Genomic DNA, 17377 nt, shown 5'->3' on the forward strand with positions numbered 1-17377 from the left:
GCGGGGCGGGCTGCTGCGGGCGCGGTGGCCGCGGGGCGGTTCGGGAATCCGGTGCGGGAACCCGTCGCGGGTACCCGGTGCGGGAATCCCGGGCCGCCCTGGTCCGTTGTTCCCACTACCAAGGAGGCGACCCATGTTCTCGTACCGCCGCACGCCCGAGCTCCCGACCCGCGAAGAAGCCCTGCGGGGCCGCTCGGAACCGCTCTTCTCGCTGCCGTCCGCGCACACCGTGCTCGGCAACCCGCTGGCGGGCCCCTACCCCGCGCACCTTGCGGTGGCGGACTTCGGCCTGGGCTGTTTCTGGGGCGCGGAGCGCAAGTTCTGGCAGGCCCCCGGGGTGTGGACCACCCTGGTCGGCTACCAGGGCGGGTTCACGGAGAACCCGACGTACGAGGAGGCCTGCTCGGGGCAGACCGGCCACACCGAGGTCGTGCGGGTGGTCTTCGACCCGGCGCTCGTCTCGTACGCGACCCTGCTGAAGCTGTTCTGGGAGTCCCACGACCCCACGCAGGGCTTCCGCCAGGGCAATGACGTCGGCACCCAGTACCGCTCGGCGATCTACACCCACTCCCCCGCCCACCAGGCGGAGGCCGAGGCCTCCCGCGAGGCCTACCAGCGGGTCCTGACGGCCGCGGGCCACGGCGACATCACCACCGCCGTCCTCCCGGCGTCGGAGCGCCCGTTCTGGCCGGCCGAGGCCTACCACCAGCAATATCTCGACCGCAACCCCGGCGGGTACTGCGGCATCGGCGGCACGGGCGTCAGTTGCCCGATCGGCGTGGCCCAGGCTCCGTCGGCCGGCGCCTGAGCCGTCCCGGGCGTACGCCCCGGTCCGCCGCCGCACCCGCGGCGGCGGACCGGGGCTTCGTCATGCCAGGGTGATGGGGGGGCGGGCCCAGGAGGTGTGGTCGAAGGCGGAGTTGGCGTTGGCGCCCTGGCCGCCGCTGTCCGGGTTGGCGCGGACGGCGGCGTGTCCGGTGTGCAGGCCGGTGAGCAGGGCGGCCCGCCGCCCGGGGCAGGGCGGCGAGGCCCACGGCGGCCGCGGATCCGGCGAGGAAGTGACGGCGGCTGGGCATCGCGAACTCCTGTGGGACGGAAGGCTGGTGAGGCGATCGTCCGCACGGCGCGCCGGCAAGACCATGCACGGGGCGTGAAAAGCGTGTGACGGCGCCCGCCGGAGGACGGGCGCGTGTGGGCGGGGAAGCGGCCGGCGGTCCTGGAGGCGCGGATCGCCGTACGGAGCGCGGCGCGCGACCGGCTGCGCGGGGCGCTGGAACGGGCCGACCCGCCTGCGGTGGGGCAGGCGGGTCGGGCGGAGCACGCGGACGGCGCGGAGCGGCCGGACGACGCCGGACGTCCGTAGGGCGCCCGGCGGCCGGATGGCGCCGGGCGGGTCAGATGGTCGCGGTGTCGATCACGAAGCGGTAGCGGACGTCGCTCGCCTGCACCCGGTCGTAGGCCTCGTTGATCCGGTCGGCGCCGATCAGCTCGATCTCGGCGCCCAGGCCGTGCTCGGCGCAGAAGTCCAGCATCTCCTGGGTTTCGGCGATCCCGCCGATCGAGGAGCCCGCGAGGGTCTTGCGGCCGGCGATGACGGAGAACAGGTTCAGCGAGACCGGGTCCTCCGGGGCGCCGACGTTCACGAACGCGCCGTCGACCTTGAGCAGCCGCAGGTACGTGTCGAGGGGCAGCGGCGCGGAGACGGTGGAGACGATCAGGTCGAAGGTGCCGGCGAGCTTCTCGAAGGTGGTGTCGTCGCTGGTGGCGTGGTACTCCGAGGCGCCCAGCCGGAGGCCGTCGTCCTTCTTGCGCAGGCTCTGCGACAGGACGGTGACGTCGGCGCCCAGCGCGGAGGCGATCTTGACGCCCATGTGGCCGAGGCCGCCGAGGCCGACGATGGCGACCTTCTTGCCGGGGCCCGCGTTCCAGTGCTTGAGCGGGGAGTACAGGGTGATGCCGGCGCACAGCAGCGGGGCCGCGACGTCGAGGTCGATGCCCTCGGGGATGCGGACGGTGTAGTTCTCGTCGACGACGATGTGGGTGGAGTAGCCGCCGTAGGTGGGCTCGCCGTTCTTGTCGATCGCGTTGTACGTGCCGGTCATGCCCTTGAGGCAGTACTGCTCGAAGCCGGCCAGGCACTGCTCGCACTCGCGGCAGGAGTCGACGAAGCAGCCGACGCCGACCCGGTCGCCGACCGCGAACTTCGTGACGCCGGTGCCGACCTCGGTGACCACACCGGCTATCTCGTGGCCGGGCACCATGGGGAAGATGCCCTCGCCCCAGCCGTCGGTGGCCTGGTGGATGTCGGAGTGGCAGATGCCGGCGAACTTGATGTCGATGAGGACGTCGTGCTCGCCCACCGGGCGGCGCGGGATCGTCGTGCGCTCCAGCGGGGCCTTCGCGGCGGGAGCGGCGTAGGCGGCGACCTGGGTGACGGACATGGTGAAGCTCCTCGGACGGGGATTTCCAGCGGTATCTCCACGATGCCCCCATTCCCTCGTGTCACCCAGTCCCCTGCTGTGCCTACGACCCGTGGACCTACCACTGGCGGGGTCAGGCACACGGTTCGCGACCCGGACATACTGGTTGTATGGACCAGCTTGATCAGCGAGCCGAACTGGGCGAGTTCCTGCGGAGCCGGCGGGCGCGGCTGCGCCCCGGGGACGTGGGGCTGCCCGACTACGGCCGCCACCGTCGGGTGCCCGGCCTGCGTCGGGAGGAGCTGGCGCAGCTGGCCGGGGTGTCGGTGGCGTACTACACGCGGCTGGAGCAGGGACACGGACAGAACGTGTCGGCGGAGGTGCTGGACGCGATCGCGCGGGCCCTGCGGCTGGACGACACGGAGTCGGCGCACCTGACCCATCTGGCGAGCCCGCGCACCCTCAAGCGGCGCCAGTCCCGGCGACCCCAGCAGGTCCGGCCGGAGCTGCGGACGCTGCTGGACGCGATGGAGGGCGTACCGGCCTACCTGGTGGGGCGGCGGCAGGACGTCATCGGCTGGAACCGGCTGGCCGTCGCGGTCTTCGGGGACTTCGGGGCGCTGCCGGTCGGGGAGCGGAACCTGGTGCGGCTGGTGTTCCTGGACGGCGCGACGGCGGAGCTGTACGCGGACTGGGAGTGCCGGGCCTGCGAGGTGGTCAGCAATCTGCGGATGTACGCGGGCCAGCACCCGGAGGACGAGCAGTTGTCGGCGCTGGTCGGGGAGCTGTCGGTGAAGAACGAGGAGTTCCGGCGGTTGTGGGCGGCGCACACGGTCGCGGACAAGACGCACGGCGTGAAGCGGCTGCGGCACCCGGTGGTGGGTGAGATGGACCTGCACTTCGAGACGCTGACCCTGCGGGACGACCCGGAGCAGTCGCTGGTCACCTTCCACGCCACCCCGGGGTCCCCGTCGGCGGACGCCCTGCGCCTGCTGTCGTCCTGGTCGGCGCCGGCCCACTCCCCCGTGGACGCCCCGTCGCAGAACTGAGGTACGTCCGGCCGGCCCCGCGCCTCCGCGCCCCGAGGTGCGTCCGGCCGGCCCCGCGCGCGGACGTCTGCGCGCCCCGGGTCACAGCGTGTGCTGGAAGATCCCCACGCCGCGTTCCCACCGGTAGCCCAGGGACTCGTTGACCGCCCGCATGGGGCCGTTCTCGTCCGCGACGGTCGTACCGATCTGCCGCAGGTCGGGGTGGCGCGCGGCCACCTCCGCCAGCATGCGGAGCTTGACGGCGCGGCCGAGGCCGTGGCCCCGGTGGGCGGAGACGACCACCGTGTCGTACTGGAGGGCGCGCGGCCCCGCCGGGTCCGTCCGGACGAGGACCGTGTACGCGGCCACCTCCCCGGCGGGGGTCACCGCCGCGACCGTGGTCAGCTCGCCGCCCCGCTCCAGGACCAGCCGCTGTACGGCCTGTACCCGCTCGGCCGTCCACGTCATCGTCTGCTCGTCCATGTCCCCGCTCGGCGCGTCCTCCATCGCCGCGTGGGCCACGGCCACCGCCGGCGCCCACGCGTCGGGGACGACGCCGGGCCAGCACAGCAGCTCGTAGCCGGGGGTGGCCGGTATCGCGGCGGGCCCGGCCACGTCCTGGACGTACCAGGCCATCCGCAGCACGTTCTCGAAGCCGAGGGACTCGGCGAACGCCCGACCCGGTCCTTCGAGGTCGACGAGCACGGAGACGGAGGTGCGGTCGCGCGCGAGGAGTTCGGCCCGGACCCGCTCCCACAGGGCGGTGCCCACGCCCCGCCGGCGCGCCTCGGGGCGCACCGTCAGCACGTCCAGGAACGCGGTGTGCATGTTGCCCTCGTCGGTGAACAGGAGCAGGCCCGCGACGCCGTCCCCGTCGTCCGTCGTCCAGAACGCGTTCCGGCCCCGGGCCGGCGGCACCCGGAGCCGGCCGGCCACCTCCGCGCGGGAGGGCGCCGGCAGCCCCGGCTGGTCGGTGGTCGTGGCGGCGGTCAGGACCGCGTGCCAGGAGTCCACCTCGGTGTCGGACGGGGGTGGGGCCACGGGTCGGATCGTCATGATCGGGACCCTAGCCGGGGCTGCCGCCGGGTGCTCAGGGGTTTTCCGTCACCGTCACCCGGCCTTTGCGGATCGTTGCCGCCCGCCGCACCCGCCGTGCCGCCTCCGGAGGTGCCCGGCTTCGCGCCCGTACCGCCCTGGGCCCGGCGCAACTCGCCGTGCTTGAACTGGCCGTTGACCTTCGTCACCTGGAGGCTGAGCCCGCCCACCGCGTGGGCGACCCCGTCCTGGGCGGCGACCTTGGCCACGGTGGTGGAGTCGAGCGTCTGGAAGCCCTGCGGCATCACCAGGTCGCGGCTCTGTTCGGTGCCGGCGCCCTCCTCGCCCTCGCCCTGGGCGCGCCCTCCTCCGGCGGGCTCTGGGCCTTGGTGACGGTCATGTCGGTGCCGAGGCCGTGGAGCGACTGGAGGACCGCGCCCTGCGGTCGGATGAGAAGGAACCCACGCCGCCACGCGACGACACGCGGCGACGGGCGACGACAGACGACGACAGACGACGGACGGCGGGAAACCCGTGTGGGTTTCCCGCCGTCCGTCGTCGTCCGCGCGTCAGTTCAGGTCGTACACGGCGTCAGGAGGCCGCGCCCGCCTTCCACTCCGCCCAGCTCATGTTCCAGCCGTTGAGGCCGTTGTCCGGCTTGATGGTCTTGTCCGGGGAGTTGACCACGTCGACCACGTCGCCGATCAGCGAGTTGTCGAAGAACCACGAGCCGGGGGTGTTCGGGTCGTTGGCGCCCTGGGCGTCGTTGAGACCGACACAGCCGTGGCTGGTGTTGACCTTGCCGAAGATCGAGTCGGCGCCCCAGTAGTTGCCGTGGATGAAGGTGCCCGAGGTGGACAGCCGCATCGCGTGCGGGACGTCCTTGATGTCGTACTCGCCCTTGCCGTCGCCGTCCTTGAAGCCGACGGTGGCGCCGTCCATCCGGGTCTCCTTGAACTTCTCGGAGATCACCATCTTGCCGTTGTACGTCGGGTTGTCCGGGGACCCCGCCGAGATCGGGATGGTCTTGAGGACCGCGCCGTCACGGGTGACCGTCATCTGCTTGGTCTTCGCGTCTACCTTGGAGACCTGGCTCCGGCCGATCTTGAAGGAGACGGTCTTGTTCTGGACGCCCTGGACGCCGGGCGCCCCCTTCACGCCCTCCAGCGCCAGCTTCAGCGTGACGGTGGAGTTCGCCTTCCAGTACTCCTCCGGACGGAAGTCCAGCCGCTGCGAGCCGAACCAGTGGCCGACGACTTCCTGGCCGCTGCTGGAGGAGACGTTGATGGCCGCCTGGACGGCCTTCTGGTCCTTGATCGGCTTGTTGAAGGTGATCGAGACCGGCATGCCCACGCCGACGGTCTGGCCGTCGTCCGGGATGAACGAGCCGACGAAGCTGTTCTCCGGGGAGACGGTGGTGAAGGAGGCGTTCTCGTGCGCCTCCTTGCCGGCCTCGTCCTTGGCGGTCGCCGACAGGGCGTACTTGGTGGAGCGCTTGAGCGCCCCGTCCGGCTTCCAGCTCTTGCCGTCGCCGGCGATCTTGCCGGGGACGACCGTGCCCTCCGTGGTCTTCAGCTCGACCTTGGTGAGCGTGCCGTCACTGACGGCGACCTTGGTCGCGTCGTTCAGGCCGATGTTGGTGGCGCCGTCCTTGGGCGTGATGGCTATTCGGGCCTTGGAGCTGTCCTTGGCCGCCGCGGCGTCCACGTCCGCCTGCGACTTGCCGGTCTCCGTGCCGCCCGCCTTCGGGTCGCTGTCTCCGCCGCCGTTGCAGGCCGAGAGCACCAATACGCCACCGAGCACGGCGGAAACGGCCACCAGGGACCTCTTCCTCCGCATGCTGTCCGTCCTCACACGCCACTCCATCGTTGCCGGAACCCCCGAGCTCCACCCGACTGCCGCCGGGCGGTATTCCTACCGGACAGGGGGGCACGCCCCCCTGCCACGGATCAACAACGCTCAAACGACCCTGTTCGGTTCCACATCCGGTTCGAATGTGTGCAACCCCACGGTCACGCGTTGTCGGTCGGCTCTTCGTCGTGGTCCCCATCTTCCTCGTCCAGGTCCCACTCCAGGGACTCGGGGTCGTATTCGGCGGGCTCGCTGCTCCAGGAGGCCTGCGCGAGTTCCACTCCGGGGATGCCCGTGACCAGGTCAGTGGGGTCGACGAGGTAGGCCAGGGCCTCCGACTCGTCGTCGCGTACCGCCGCCTCCGCGTGCCCGCGCTCCTCGTCCGGCATGAACTCGTCGGCCTTGATGTGGGCGTGCGCCGCTCCGGTCAGTGCCGTGGTGTCGGTCACTTCGAGGACCAAATCCACCCGAAGTCGTACGTACCGTGATGTCTCAGAAGGGTTCATACGACGGAGAGTAAGCCCGTGGCCGCCCCGACTTTCCCACGACCCGCCCCTTTCACTAGCATCGGCGCACACGGCCAATTCGCTGCTGCCACAAGGGGGATCGCACCGTGTCCGCACGTCGACCGCTGCTCACCGCTCTCGGAGCGACCACCCTCCTCGCCGCCCTCTGGTTCGTGCCGTCGGCCAATGCCACCGCACCAGGACAAGCGTCGGGATCCTCCGGGGCGCCCGCCCCCGCCAACACGGGCACGATCACGTCCTCCGACATGGTCGTGAACCACGCGGAACCCCAGGAGGCCGTTCTCGCCCTCGCCGACACCGGCAGTATCGACACCACCCCCTACCTGATGGGCGGCACCCTCTTCCTGGGGCTCGGAGCGGGGTTCGTGACCTTCTCCGTACACCGCTCCCGCGCCGAGTAGGGCCGTTCGAAGACGCGAAAGGGCCGCGCTCCGGGGGATCGCCCCGGGCGCGGCCCTTCGTCGTACTGTCGCCGGTCGGGCGAGCCGTGACGGGTCAGGCGAGCGGACCGGTCACCGTTTCGACCGCCTCGACGAGGGCGCCCGATCGGACGAACGCGTCGGCGGCGGCCAGGTCGGGGGCGAGGAAACGATCCGGCCCGGGGCCCTGGACGCCCGCCGCGCGGGCGGCCGCGATGGCGGCCCGGCTCGCCGGGGCCGCGGTGAGCCCGTGGCGCAGCTCGATGGCCCGGGAGGCCGCGTACAGCTCGATGGCGACGATCCGGGTCAGGTTGTCGACGGCCGTACGAAGCTTGCGCGCGGCCGACCAGCCCATGGAGACGTGGTCCTCCTGCATGGCGGAGGAGGGGATCGAGTCGGCGGACGCGGGCACCGCGAGCCGCTTCATCTCGCTGACCAGGGCGGCCTGCGTGTACTGGGCGATCATCAGGCCCGAGTCCACGCCGGCGTCGTCCGCGAGGAAGGGCGGCAGGCCGTGCGAGCGGTTCTTGTCGAGCAGCCGGTCGGTGCGCCGTTCGGCGATGGAGCCGAGGTCGGCGGCGGCGATGGCCAGGAAGTCCAGGACGTACGCGACGGGGGCGCCGTGGAAGTTGCCGTTGGACTCCACACGACCGTCGGGCAGCACCACCGGGTTGTCGACGGCGGCGGCCAGTTCCCGGGAGGCGACCAGGGCGGCGTGCGCCATGGTGTCGCGGCCCGCGCCGGCGACCTGCGGGGCGCAGCGCACCGAGTAGGCGTCCTGGACGCGCGGGGCGGACTCCTCCTGGAAGTGGCCGGTGAGCCCGGAGCCCTTCAGGACGGCGGCCATGTTGGCGGCGGAGGCGCCCTGGCCCGGGTGCGGGCGGATGGTGTGCAGCTCGGGGGCGAGGACCTTCTCGGAACCGAGCAGCGCCTCCAGCGTCAGCGCGGCGGTGATGTCGGCGGACGTGTACAGCTTGGCGAGGTCCGCGAGGGCCATGACCAGCATGCCGAGCATGCCGTCGGTGCCGTTGAGGAGGGCGAGCCCCTCCTTCTCGCGCAGCTCGACCGGCTCGATCCCGGCCTCGGCGAGCAGCTCGCCGGCGGGCCGGACGGACCCGTCGGGGCCCTCGGCGTCGCCCTCGCCCATGAGCGCGAGCGCGCAGTGGGACAGCGGTGCGAGGTCGCCGGAGCACCCGAGGGAGCCGTACTCGTGGACGACGGGGGTGATCCCGGCGTTGAGCACGTCCACCATGGTCTGGGCGACGGAGGGGCGTACGCCGGTGTGTCCGGAGGCGACGGTCTTCAGCCGCAGGAACATCAGGGCGCGCACGACCTCCCGCTCGACGCGCGGGCCCATGCCGGCGGCGTGCGAGCGGACGATGTTGCGCTGGAGCTGCGCGCGCAGCTCGGGGCTGATGTGCCGGGAGGCGAGGGCGCCGAACCCGGTGGACACCCCGTAGACCGGCTCGGGCTTGGCGGCGAGCGCGTCGACGATCTCGCGGGCGCGGGCCAGGGCGTCGAGGGCCTCGCCGGACAGCTCGACGCGCGCGTTGCCGCGGGCGACGGCGATGACGTCCTCGGCGGTGGTCCCGGACGTCCCCACCACGACAGTGTGCATATCCATATTCAGCACCCTACGGACTGAATCCCTTCATGTCACTAGCCAGTTCGACGAGGGTCCCTCACGCGCCGTGACCGGACCCCGCCCGACCCGGGAACGGCCGCTCAGGCCCGGCCTCGGAACCGCCGCCGCTCCCCCGCCGCCTCCTGCGCGGCGTCCGCGAGCCGCACCACGGCCGTGTCCCGCCCGGCCACCACGGGCAGGGGCGACCGCGCGGCCTTCGCCTTGTACTGGGCGGCGTCCGCGAGCCGGAAGAGCCGCCGGGAGGACTTCACCACGCCGATGGGATCCCCGGTCGAGGCGACCCCGCAGGCCACCCCCTCGCCCAGTTCCAGCTCGGCGGCCCGCAGGCACAGCTCCTCGGACACCCGCACCACCTCGTCCGCCGACGGCCCCAGGCTCACCAGGCAGAACTCGTCGCCGCCGAGGCGGGCCACCAGCGCGCCCGGCAGCATGGCCCCGCACAGGCTCAGCACGGACCCGAACCGCTCCAGGAGCCGGTCGCCCATGGCGTGGCCGAGGGTGTCGTTGACCTTCTTGAGGCCGTTCAGGTCACAGACGGCCAGGCTCACGACCGTCCCCGAGCGCCGGTGCTCCTCCAGGGCCTCGTCCAGCCGCATGTCCACGGCACGCCGGTTTGCGAGTCCGGTCAGCGGGTCGGTGAAGGCCAGCCGTCGGGCCTCTTCGAGCCGCTCGTTCTGCGCGAGACCCGCCGCCACGACGGCGGCCAGGACCGTCGCGAACTCCGCGTCGTCCTCGTCGAAGTCCGGCAGCCCCTCGTCCCGGGCGACGTACAGCTCGCCCCAGGCCCGCCCGCTGAGCACGATGGGCGCGACCACGCAGGTACCCCGACCGCGCCGGCGCAGGGCCTCGCCGCGCCGTCCGGGCCGGTCGCCGACCGCGCTCTCCACCCAGGCGTGCGGGCCGCCACCGCCCGCCCAGCGCTCGTGCAGGAATTCGGTGATCTCCGGGAAGTCGTGGACGGGATAGGACTCGTCCTCGGGGAACTCCTCCTCCCCGGCCCGCCGCTCGCCCTCGTTGACGAGCACCCGCAGCCGCCCCCGCTCCCGCTCCCACGCGGAGACGGCGGCGAACGATCCGTCCATGGCCAGCCGCGCACCCCGCGCGGCGGCCCGCACGCTGTCCCGCGGCAGGCAGGCGGCCGCCATGGCCTGCGCGAGGCCCACGACGGCTCTCAGCCGCCCGTCAACTCCCATCACCCCAGACTAGGGAGTTTTGTCCAACTTCGTACCTTCCCGCCCGGCAAGCCCCACCCCGCCGGCGTGAGAGGCGCGGGGGCCCGGGGGCCCGGGGGCAGCGCCACCGCAACGGCGCCGCACGGAACCCCGCACCCGCACCCCCGGCTCCAGGGTCCGGCGGGGCCCCGTGCCCCGCCCCCCAACCCGCCGGCCGGCCGGCCGGGCCACCGGCCTACGGCCAGCGCGGCTTCCGCTTCTCGTTGAACGCCGCCACACCCTCCGCCCGGTCCCCGGAGAAGGCCACCGTCCGCCAGGCCGCGTCCTCGATCTCCAGGCCGGCCGCCAGGTCCATGCCGTGTCCCAGCCGCAGCGCCCGCTTGGCCGCGCGCAGCCCGACCGGCGAGTTCGCCGCCATCCGCCCCGCCAGCGCCAGTGCCTCCTCGCGGTCCGAGCCCGCCGCGACCACCGAGTCGACCAGGCCCAGGTCCAGCGCCTCGGCGGCCTCGACCCGGCGCGCCGTGAAGATCAGTTCCGCCGCGCGGGCCGCGCCCACCCGCCGGGGCAGCAGTTGGGTGCCGCCGCCGCCCGGGATCACGCCGACGGACACCTCGGGCAGGCCGACCACGGCCGTCTCGTCCGCCACGATCACGTCGCAGGCCAGGGCCAGCTCGAAGCCGCCGCCCAGCGCGAACCCGTGTACCGCCGCGATCGTCGGCATGGGCAGTTCCAGCACGCCCCCGTACGCCCCGCGCGTGGTCGGCCGCTGCCGCACCAGGTCGGCGTCCGACAGCGAGTTCCGCTCCTTGAGGTCGGCCCCGACACAAAAGGCGCGCTCCGCGGTGGAGGTCAGCACGACGACCCGCACCGAGGCGTCCGCGGCCAGCGAGGCGCACGCGGCGCCGATGGCCCGGGCCATCTCCGTCGACACCGCGTTCATGGCCTTGGGGCGGTCCAGGACCAACTCGACGACCCCGTCGTCACCGTGCCGACGTACCGCTACGAACTCCGACTCCACAGGCACTGGGGACCCTCCCGGTTAACGAACGTTACCCGGGGATCTTAGGTGTCCTCCGCGTCAGCGACCAGGGTTCGACGACCCCGAGCCCGCGCACCGGCCGCTGCCACATCGGCTGGAGCGCGAAGCGGTAGGTGCCGCCGCCCTCCTCCGACGCCGCTTCCTTCTCCGACAGCGGCGCCGCCCCGGTCCGGCCCAGTTCCTCGGCCATCGCCCCGTCCACCAGCACCGCGTCCTTGGGGGCTATGGACGTCAGCCGGCTCGCCAGGTTCACCGTGGTGCCGAAGACGTCGCCCATCCGGGTCGTCACCGTGCCGAAGGCGATCCCGACCCGCAGTTCGGGCATCTGCGGATCGGCTTCCATGGTCTCGATCAGCCGCAGCGCGATCTCCGCCGCCGTCGCCGCGTCGTCGGCGCAGTACAGCACCTCGTCGCCCAGGGTCTTGATCAGTCGGCCACCGTGCGCGGCGACCAGGTCGGCGGCCGTGGTCTCGAAGGCCTCGACGAGTTCGCCGAGCTGCTCCTCCTCCAGCCGCCGGGTGAGGCGGGTGAAGCCCACCAGGTCCGCGAAGCCCACCGCGAGCCGCCGGTCGACCATCTCCTCGTCGTCCGCGACCTGCACCACGCGTCCGGTCGCGGCCGCCAGCTGGCGCCGCCACACGTAGACGAGGAACTCCTCCAGCTCCGGCAGCAGCAGCTCGACCAGCGGGTACGTGACCTCCGTACGGGTCATCCCCGGCTCCGGCGGCTCCGTCAGCCCCTCCAGGAAGGAGTCGATCTGCCATTCGGCCAGACGGGCGGTGGTCTGGCCCGTGGACCGCGCCACCTGCACCGCCATGGGCTCGCTCAGCAGGCCGGCCTCCACCAGACCGGCGAGGCGGCGCAGCGCCAGTACGTCGGCCTCCGTCAGGGCCTTGGCCTGGCCGATGTCCGCGAAGCCCATGGCCCGCCAGAAGCGGGAGGCCAGCTCCATGGAGACCCCGGCGCTGCGGGCCGCCTGGAAGGGCGTGTAGCGGCGCTCGGCGCCCAGGATCAGCTGTTCCAGGCGGATGGCGAGCGGGTCGGCCGTCGGCTGGGCCGTGTGGTCGACCTCGTGGTGGGGGGTGTGCTGGTCACGCCCGATCGGGGTGCCCGTGCCGGCGGACGAGCCGGCCGGGCCGGACGCGGACGCACTGGACGTTGAGTCGTCGACGGTCAAGGGCCGCCTCCTGTCCATTCCGTGCGCAATTCCGACTTCCGAACCGATTGATCACCGGGAGGACCGGGATCGCCTAAACCATACGGCAGGTGTGCCGTAGCTCACTCCCCACTCCGCCGGCCCGCGACCCGAGTGTGATCCGCGGCCGCCGAGCCCGCCGCGCGGACGGCCCGGGTGCCCGCCCCGGGCGGGCACCCGGAGACGGCCTAATGGGTCGACCGCAGGTGGACGACGTCGCCGGCGCCCACGGCCTCGTGCGCGTCGTCGGCCGTCCGGATGACGAGCCGACCGTCCGCGTCGACCGCTTCGGCCGTCCCGGTGAGCGTGCGGCCGCCGGGCAGCTCCGCACGCACGTGCTTGCCCAGCGTCGCGCAACCCGCCGCGTACGTCTCCTGGAGACCGCTGGCCGCCGGGTCGCCGCCGGCCGCGCGCCAGTTCCCGTACCACTGCTCCAGGGACCGCAGCACGGCCCTGAGCAGCGGGTCCCGGTCGGTGACGGTCGCCTTGGCCAGGGCCAGGGAGCCCGCGGTGTCCACCGGCAGCTCGTCCTCGCTCAGGGTGACGTTGAGCCCGATGCCGACCACGACGCCGTCACCGACCCGCTCCGCGAGGATCCCGCCGGTCTTGCGCTCCTCGCCGTCCACGGTGACCAGCAGGTCGTTGGGCCACTTGAGGGCGGTGTCCACGCCCGCCGCCCGGGAGAGCCCCGTCGCGGTGGCCACGCCGGCCAGCAGGGTCAGCCAGCCCCAGCGTTCCTGCGGTACGTCGGGCCCGGGCTTGAGCAGCACGGAGAAGAACAGCCCGGACCGCGCGGGCGCCGTCCAGGTCCGGTCGAGGCGCCCGCGCCCGGCGGTCTGCTCCTCGGCGACGAGGACGGCCCCCTCGGGCAGCGTCGCGGCCCGGGCGGCGAGATCGGTGTTGGTGGACCCGGTGGCGGGCACGACCTCCAGCGAGGTCCACAGCCCGTCCTCGACGACGAGCGCCCGGCGCAGGGCGGCGACGTTCAACGGCGGCCGGTCGAGGCTGGACCAGCGGCCCGCGGAACCTCCGGTCGGAGTTCCGGCTGATGCATCTGATGGCGTCATGCAAGCCACAGTAGGTGTGTCAAACGCCGCACTGCCGAGCGCCATGCCCGCCGATACGCTACGCACCAGTAGCCAGCAGTAGTCAATCAATTGACCAGGCAGTTGACACCACACAGGGAGCCGCGACCCCGATGTCACAACCCTCAGAGCCGATCGACACGCACACGACCGCGGGCAAGATCGCGGACCTGCGGCGACGCATCGACGAAGCCACGCACGCAGGGTCCGCGCGGGCCGTGGAGAAGCAGCACGCCAAGGGAAAGCTGACGGCGCGTGAGCGGGTCGCCCTGCTGCTGGACGAGGGGTCGTTCGTCGAACTCGACGAGTTCGCCCGGCACCGGTCGACCAACTTCGGGCTGGAGAACACCCGCCCCTACGGCGACGGCGTCGTCACCGGCTACGGCACGGTGGACGGCCGCCCGGTGGCCGTGTTCTCGCAGGACTTCACGGTCTTCGGCGGAGCCCTCGGCGAGGTCTACGGCCAGAAGATCATGAAGGTCATGGACTGGGCGCTGAAGACCGGCTGTCCGCTCGTCGGCATCAACGACTCCGGCGGCGCCCGCATCCAGGAGGGCGTCAGCGCGCTGGGCATGTACGGCGAGATCTTCCGCCGCAACGTGCACGCCTCGGGCGTGATCCCGCAGATCAGCCTGATCGTGGGACCCTGCGCCGGCGGCGCCGTCTACTCGCCCGCCATCACCGACTTCACGGTGATGGTCGACCAGACCTCGCACATGTTCATCACCGGCCCGGACGTCATCAAGACGGTCACCGGCGAGGACGTGGGCTTCGAGGAGCTGGGCGGCGCCCGCACCCACAACTCCACGTCGGGCGTGGCCCACCACATGGCCGGCGACGAGAAGGACGCGATCGAGTACGTCAAGTCGCTCCTCGCGTACCTGCCGTCGAACAACCTCTCCGAGCCGCCCGCCTTCCCGGAGGACGCGGACACCGAGGTCACCGACATCGACCGCGAGCTCGACGTCCTGATCCCGGACAGCGCGAACCAGCCGTACGACATGCACACCGTGATCGAGCACGTGGTCGACGACGCGGAGTTCCTGGAGACGCAGTCGCTGTTCGCGCCGAACATCCTCACGGGCTTCGGCCGCGTCGAGGGCCACCCGGTGGGCGTCGTCGCCAACCAGCCGATGCAGTTCGCCGGCTGCCTGGACATCAACGCCTCCGAGAAGGCCGCCCGCTTCGTGCGGACCTGCGACGCCTTCAACATCCCGGTGCTGACGTTCGTCGACGTCCCGGGCTTCCTGCCGGGCACGGACCAGGAGTACAACGGAATCATCCGGCGCGGCGCGAAGCTGATCTACGCGTACGCCGAGGCCACCGTCCCCCTGATCACCGTCATCACCCGCAAGGCCTTCGGCGGCGCCTACGACGTCATGGGCTCCAAGCACCTCGGCGCGGACCTCAACCTGGCCTGGCCGACCGCGCAGATCGCCGTCATGGGCGCCCAGGGCGCGGTGAACATCCTGCACCGCCGCACCCTCGCCGAGACCGCCCCGGAGGAGGTGGAGGAGACGCGCGCCCGCCTGATCACCGAGTACGAGGACGCGCTGCTCAACCCGTACACCGCCGCCGAGCGCGGGTACATCGACGCGGTGACCATGCCGTCCGAGACCCGGGCGCACGTGGTCAAGGGGCTGCGCCAGCTGCGGACCAAGCGGGAGTCCCTGCCCCCGAAGAAGCACGGCAACATCCCCCTCTAGGCCCCGAGGAGCTCACAGTGGTGATCAAGGTCGTCAAGGGGAACCCGACCCCGGAGGAGTTGGCCGCCGCACTGGCGGTGGTCCAGGCGCGCGCGGCGGCACTGGCCTCCGTGCCGTCGGGCGCCTCCCGGGTCAAGGACGAGTGGGCCTCGCCGGCCCGGACGGCCCGGCAGCGCCTGCCGCAGCCGGGGCCCCGCGCGTGGGGCCGCACGTACTGGCCCGGCTAGATCGTCCCTCCCGGTTCCGGTACGGGGACCCGGCCGCGGGCCGAAGATGACGCGAACGGACGGTGGCGCCTGAGTACGAGTACTCAGGCGCCACCGGCGTCCCGCGGGACAGGATCGACGCATGCTCTGGTCAGACCCGAAGGACGAGCCCCCGAAGGACATGCGCGACGTCCAGGCCATGGTCCGGAGAATGATCGTGGTGCTCGCGCTCGCCATGATCGTGGTGGTGTACGTCCTCGGCGTGGACCACTTCTAGACCCCTCCTGCGTCCCCCGCCGCCGGCCCTACGATGGCGGGCATGACTGCTGCTGAACCGCGCGCGCTCGTCCTCGCCTCCGCCTCCCCCGCCCGACTGAACCTGCTGCGACAGGCCGGGCTCGCCCCGCACGTGATCGTCAGCGGCTTCGACGAGGACACGCTGAGCGCCGACACCCCCTCCGAGCTGGCCCTCGCGCTGGCCGAGGCCAAGGCGGCCGTGGTGGCCGCCCTGGACGAGGCCGCGGGCGCCCTGGTGATCGGCTGCGACTCGGTGCTGGAGCTGGACGGCGAGGCGTTGGGCAAGCCGGCGGACGCCGAGGAGGCCACGGCTCGCTGGAAGTCGATGCGCGGGCGGGCGGGCGTCCTGCGCACCGGGCACTGCGTCGTCGACACCGCGAGCGGCCGTCGGGTCTCGGCCACCGCGTCCACGACGGTCCGCTTCGGCGAGCCCTCCGACGCCGAGGTCGCGGCGTACGTGGCCAGCGGGGAGCCGCTGCACGTGGCCGGGGCCTTCACCCTGGACGGGCTGTCGGCGCCCTTCATCGACGGAATCGACGGCGATCACGGCAATGTGATCGGGATCTCCCTGCCGCTGCTCCGCTCGCTGCTCGGCGAACTGGGCGTGTCCATCACGGATTTGTGGGCTTGAGTTCCGCGTGCGGCGGAGGCGGCGGGACGTCCCGGGGCAGCGTGTCCCGGGGTCCGGCGGCCGACGCCGCGTCACCGGGCGCGGGGAGCGTCAGGACCAGCACGATCAGGCACAGGATCAGCATGGTCGCCGCGAAGGCGGACCAGCCGATCAGCGCCACGGCCAGCGCGCCGAGCACCACGTGGGTGACGGCGGCGATGACGAGGACGATGCGGGCGAAGCGGCCCGGGGCCCGGTCCCGTACGGCGACGATGCCCAGCAGGACGGCGCACACCAGCAGGAAGGCGCCGATGCCGGCGCCCATGACGTAGGTCGCCTTGGACATGACGTTCGGATCCATGCCGGCGATCGACATCGACTGGTTCGCGGTCGTCTTTCCCAACACGACGTGGACGAGGACGAGCAACGCCGCTTCCGCGACGAGCACGACCGCCGCCACGCCGGCCACGATTCTGCGCAGCACGACGCTCCCCTCCCCACACGCCACAAGCCTGTTCGACGCCCTGGAGGCTACTAACGGGTAATCCCCGGGACAAGGGGTGCGGGCAGGTTCGTTGCGTGAAACGGGTCCGGGCGGCGATCAAGCAAAGAAAGCCTGACCCGTTCGTAGGGACTCGACAAAGAATCACCCGGGGCCGCTGACCCGCCGGACAGAGACCTCGGATGCGTGACGGGGTTACTGTGCAGTCGGGGATCCCCCTTGCCTGGGGCGCCACAAGGGCTTTCCGGACTCGAGCCAGACTCGCATCACACTCTGTGTGGGCAAGCTCACCTCTGGATTAGGGTCGAAAGGCCGTGTGGGCTGTCCCTAAACTCAGGTTGTTTCAAGGAGGGAGCCATCGTGCGCAAGGTGCTCATCGCCAACCGTGGCGAAATCGCTGTCCGCGTTGCTCGGGCCTGCCGGGATGCCGGGATCGCGAGCGTAGCCGTCTACGCCGACCCGGACCGGGACGCTCTGCACGTCCGCGCGGCCGACGAAGCTTTCGCGTTGGGCGGTGACACCCCGGCCGCCAGCTATTTGGACATCGCGAAGGTTCTGCAGGCGGCGGCGGACTCCGGCGCGGACGCGATCCATCCCGGGTACGGCTTCCTGTCGGAGAACGCCGACTTCGCCCAGGCCG

The 17377-nt window shown here is 72.3% G+C and carries 21 protein-coding genes; 9 read left to right on the plus strand and 12 right to left on the minus strand.

What is annotated here, in order from left to right; genetic code table 11:
- Nucleotides 1-133 precede the first annotated feature (133 nt).
- Complete coding sequence (gene msrA / locus OTB19_RS33180) at nucleotides 134-808, plus strand: peptide-methionine (S)-S-oxide reductase MsrA (RefSeq protein WP_267802407.1); 675 nt, start codon at nucleotides 134-136, stop codon at nucleotides 806-808.
- On the opposite strand, the gene OTB19_RS33185 is transcribed toward msrA, so the two are convergent.
- Complete coding sequence (locus tag OTB19_RS33185; protein ID WP_420716965.1) at nucleotides 762-1076, minus strand: twin-arginine translocation signal domain-containing protein; 315 nt, start codon at nucleotides 1074-1076, stop codon at nucleotides 762-764. The genes msrA and OTB19_RS33185 overlap by 47 nt on opposite strands.
- A 113-nt stretch (nucleotides 1077-1189) precedes the next feature.
- Here OTB19_RS33185 and OTB19_RS33190 point away from each other — a divergent pair, with 113 nt between their 5' ends.
- Nucleotides 1190-1363, plus strand: coding sequence for a hypothetical protein (locus OTB19_RS33190; RefSeq protein WP_267802409.1), 174 nt, complete (start codon nucleotides 1190-1192; stop codon nucleotides 1361-1363).
- A 31-nt stretch (nucleotides 1364-1394) separates the two neighbouring features.
- Here OTB19_RS33190 and OTB19_RS33195 read toward each other — a convergent pair whose 3' ends face one another.
- Entirely contained in the window at nucleotides 1395-2441 is a 1047-nt protein-coding gene (locus tag OTB19_RS33195; RefSeq protein ID WP_267802410.1) for an NAD(P)-dependent alcohol dehydrogenase, read from the minus strand.
- Nucleotides 2442-2590: 149 nt separating this feature from the next.
- Between OTB19_RS33195 and OTB19_RS33200 the strand changes: the two genes are divergently transcribed.
- Nucleotides 2591-3469 (plus strand): helix-turn-helix domain-containing protein, encoded by an 879-nt coding sequence (locus tag OTB19_RS33200; RefSeq protein ID WP_267802411.1) that lies wholly within the window; start codon nucleotides 2591-2593, stop codon nucleotides 3467-3469.
- A gap of 81 nt (nucleotides 3470-3550) precedes the next feature.
- On the opposite strand, the gene OTB19_RS33205 is transcribed toward OTB19_RS33200, so the two are convergent.
- From OTB19_RS33205 to OTB19_RS33220, 4 genes are all read right to left on the minus strand, one after another.
- The gene (locus tag OTB19_RS33205) at nucleotides 3551-4504 is read right to left on the minus strand and encodes a GNAT family N-acetyltransferase (RefSeq protein WP_267802412.1); all 954 of its coding nucleotides are present in this window, start codon (nucleotides 4502-4504) and stop codon (nucleotides 3551-3553) included.
- A complete protein-coding gene (locus OTB19_RS43765) occupies nucleotides 4501-4788 on the minus strand; it encodes a hypothetical protein (protein WP_420716966.1) in 288 nt (95 codons plus the stop codon). Before OTB19_RS43765 ends, OTB19_RS33205 begins: the two co-directional genes overlap by 4 nt.
- Before the next feature lie 286 nt (nucleotides 4789-5074).
- Nucleotides 5075-6349 (minus strand): L,D-transpeptidase, encoded by a 1275-nt coding sequence (locus OTB19_RS33215; RefSeq protein ID WP_267802413.1) that lies wholly within the window; start codon nucleotides 6347-6349, stop codon nucleotides 5075-5077.
- Nucleotides 6350-6495: 146 nt separating this feature from the next.
- Complete coding sequence (locus OTB19_RS33220) at nucleotides 6496-6783, minus strand: hypothetical protein (RefSeq protein WP_267802414.1); 288 nt, start codon at nucleotides 6781-6783, stop codon at nucleotides 6496-6498.
- Nucleotides 6784-6947: 164 nt separating this feature from the next.
- Between OTB19_RS33220 and OTB19_RS33225 the strand changes: the two genes are divergently transcribed.
- Nucleotides 6948-7262 (plus strand): hypothetical protein, encoded by a 315-nt coding sequence (locus tag OTB19_RS33225; RefSeq protein WP_267802415.1) that lies wholly within the window; start codon nucleotides 6948-6950, stop codon nucleotides 7260-7262.
- A gap of 94 nt (nucleotides 7263-7356) precedes the next feature.
- Here OTB19_RS33225 and hutH read toward each other — a convergent pair whose 3' ends face one another.
- The 5 genes from hutH to OTB19_RS33250 form a co-directional block, all read right to left on the minus strand.
- Nucleotides 7357-8898: a histidine ammonia-lyase gene (hutH, locus tag OTB19_RS33230; RefSeq protein WP_267802425.1), complete on the minus strand. Its 1542-nt coding sequence runs from the start codon at nucleotides 8896-8898 to the stop codon at nucleotides 7357-7359.
- A 107-nt stretch (nucleotides 8899-9005) separates the two neighbouring features.
- On the minus strand, nucleotides 9006-10118 hold the full coding sequence (locus OTB19_RS33235; RefSeq protein WP_267802416.1) for a GGDEF domain-containing protein: 1113 nt from the start codon (nucleotides 10116-10118) through the stop codon (nucleotides 9006-9008).
- A gap of 214 nt (nucleotides 10119-10332) precedes the next feature.
- A complete protein-coding gene (locus OTB19_RS33240) occupies nucleotides 10333-11121 on the minus strand; it encodes an enoyl-CoA hydratase/isomerase family protein (protein ID WP_267802417.1) in 789 nt (262 codons plus the stop codon).
- Nucleotides 11122-11146: 25 nt separating this feature from the next.
- Nucleotides 11147-12313: an adenylate/guanylate cyclase domain-containing protein gene (locus OTB19_RS33245; protein WP_420716967.1), complete on the minus strand. Its 1167-nt coding sequence runs from the start codon at nucleotides 12311-12313 to the stop codon at nucleotides 11147-11149.
- 206 nt (nucleotides 12314-12519) lie between these two features.
- The gene (locus OTB19_RS33250; RefSeq protein WP_267802418.1) at nucleotides 12520-13398 is read right to left on the minus strand and encodes a biotin--[acetyl-CoA-carboxylase] ligase; all 879 of its coding nucleotides are present in this window, start codon (nucleotides 13396-13398) and stop codon (nucleotides 12520-12522) included.
- A gap of 131 nt (nucleotides 13399-13529) precedes the next feature.
- Between OTB19_RS33250 and OTB19_RS33255 the strand changes: the two genes are divergently transcribed.
- From OTB19_RS33255 to OTB19_RS33270, 4 genes are all read left to right on the plus strand, one after another.
- Nucleotides 13530-15122, plus strand: coding sequence for an acyl-CoA carboxylase subunit beta (locus tag OTB19_RS33255; RefSeq protein ID WP_267802419.1), 1593 nt, complete (start codon nucleotides 13530-13532; stop codon nucleotides 15120-15122).
- Nucleotides 15123-15139: 17 nt separating this feature from the next.
- Nucleotides 15140-15349: an acyl-CoA carboxylase epsilon subunit gene (locus OTB19_RS33260; RefSeq protein ID WP_267802420.1), complete on the plus strand. Its 210-nt coding sequence runs from the start codon at nucleotides 15140-15142 to the stop codon at nucleotides 15347-15349.
- A gap of 121 nt (nucleotides 15350-15470) precedes the next feature.
- On the plus strand, nucleotides 15471-15605 hold the full coding sequence (mmpB, locus tag OTB19_RS33265; RefSeq protein WP_267802421.1) for a morphogenic membrane protein MmpB: 135 nt from the start codon (nucleotides 15471-15473) through the stop codon (nucleotides 15603-15605).
- A gap of 33 nt (nucleotides 15606-15638) precedes the next feature.
- Entirely contained in the window at nucleotides 15639-16256 is a 618-nt protein-coding gene (locus tag OTB19_RS33270) for a Maf family protein (RefSeq protein ID WP_267802422.1), read from the plus strand.
- On the opposite strand, the gene OTB19_RS33275 is transcribed toward OTB19_RS33270, so the two are convergent.
- The gene (locus OTB19_RS33275; RefSeq protein ID WP_267802423.1) at nucleotides 16237-16719 is read right to left on the minus strand and encodes a hypothetical protein; all 483 of its coding nucleotides are present in this window, start codon (nucleotides 16717-16719) and stop codon (nucleotides 16237-16239) included. The two genes, OTB19_RS33270 and OTB19_RS33275, sit on opposite strands and share 20 nt — an antisense overlap.
- A 378-nt stretch (nucleotides 16720-17097) precedes the next feature.
- On the opposite strand from OTB19_RS33275, the gene OTB19_RS33280 reads away from it, so the two are divergent.
- A partial coding sequence (locus OTB19_RS33280) for a biotin carboxylase N-terminal domain-containing protein (protein WP_324290566.1) occupies nucleotides 17098-17377 on the plus strand: 280 nt, incomplete at its 3' end.

Origin of the sequence: Streptomyces sp. H27-H5, from assembly GCF_026627505.1 — a bacterium.
In the GTDB taxonomy this organism is placed as follows: Bacteria; Actinomycetota; Actinomycetes; order Streptomycetales; family Streptomycetaceae; genus Streptomyces.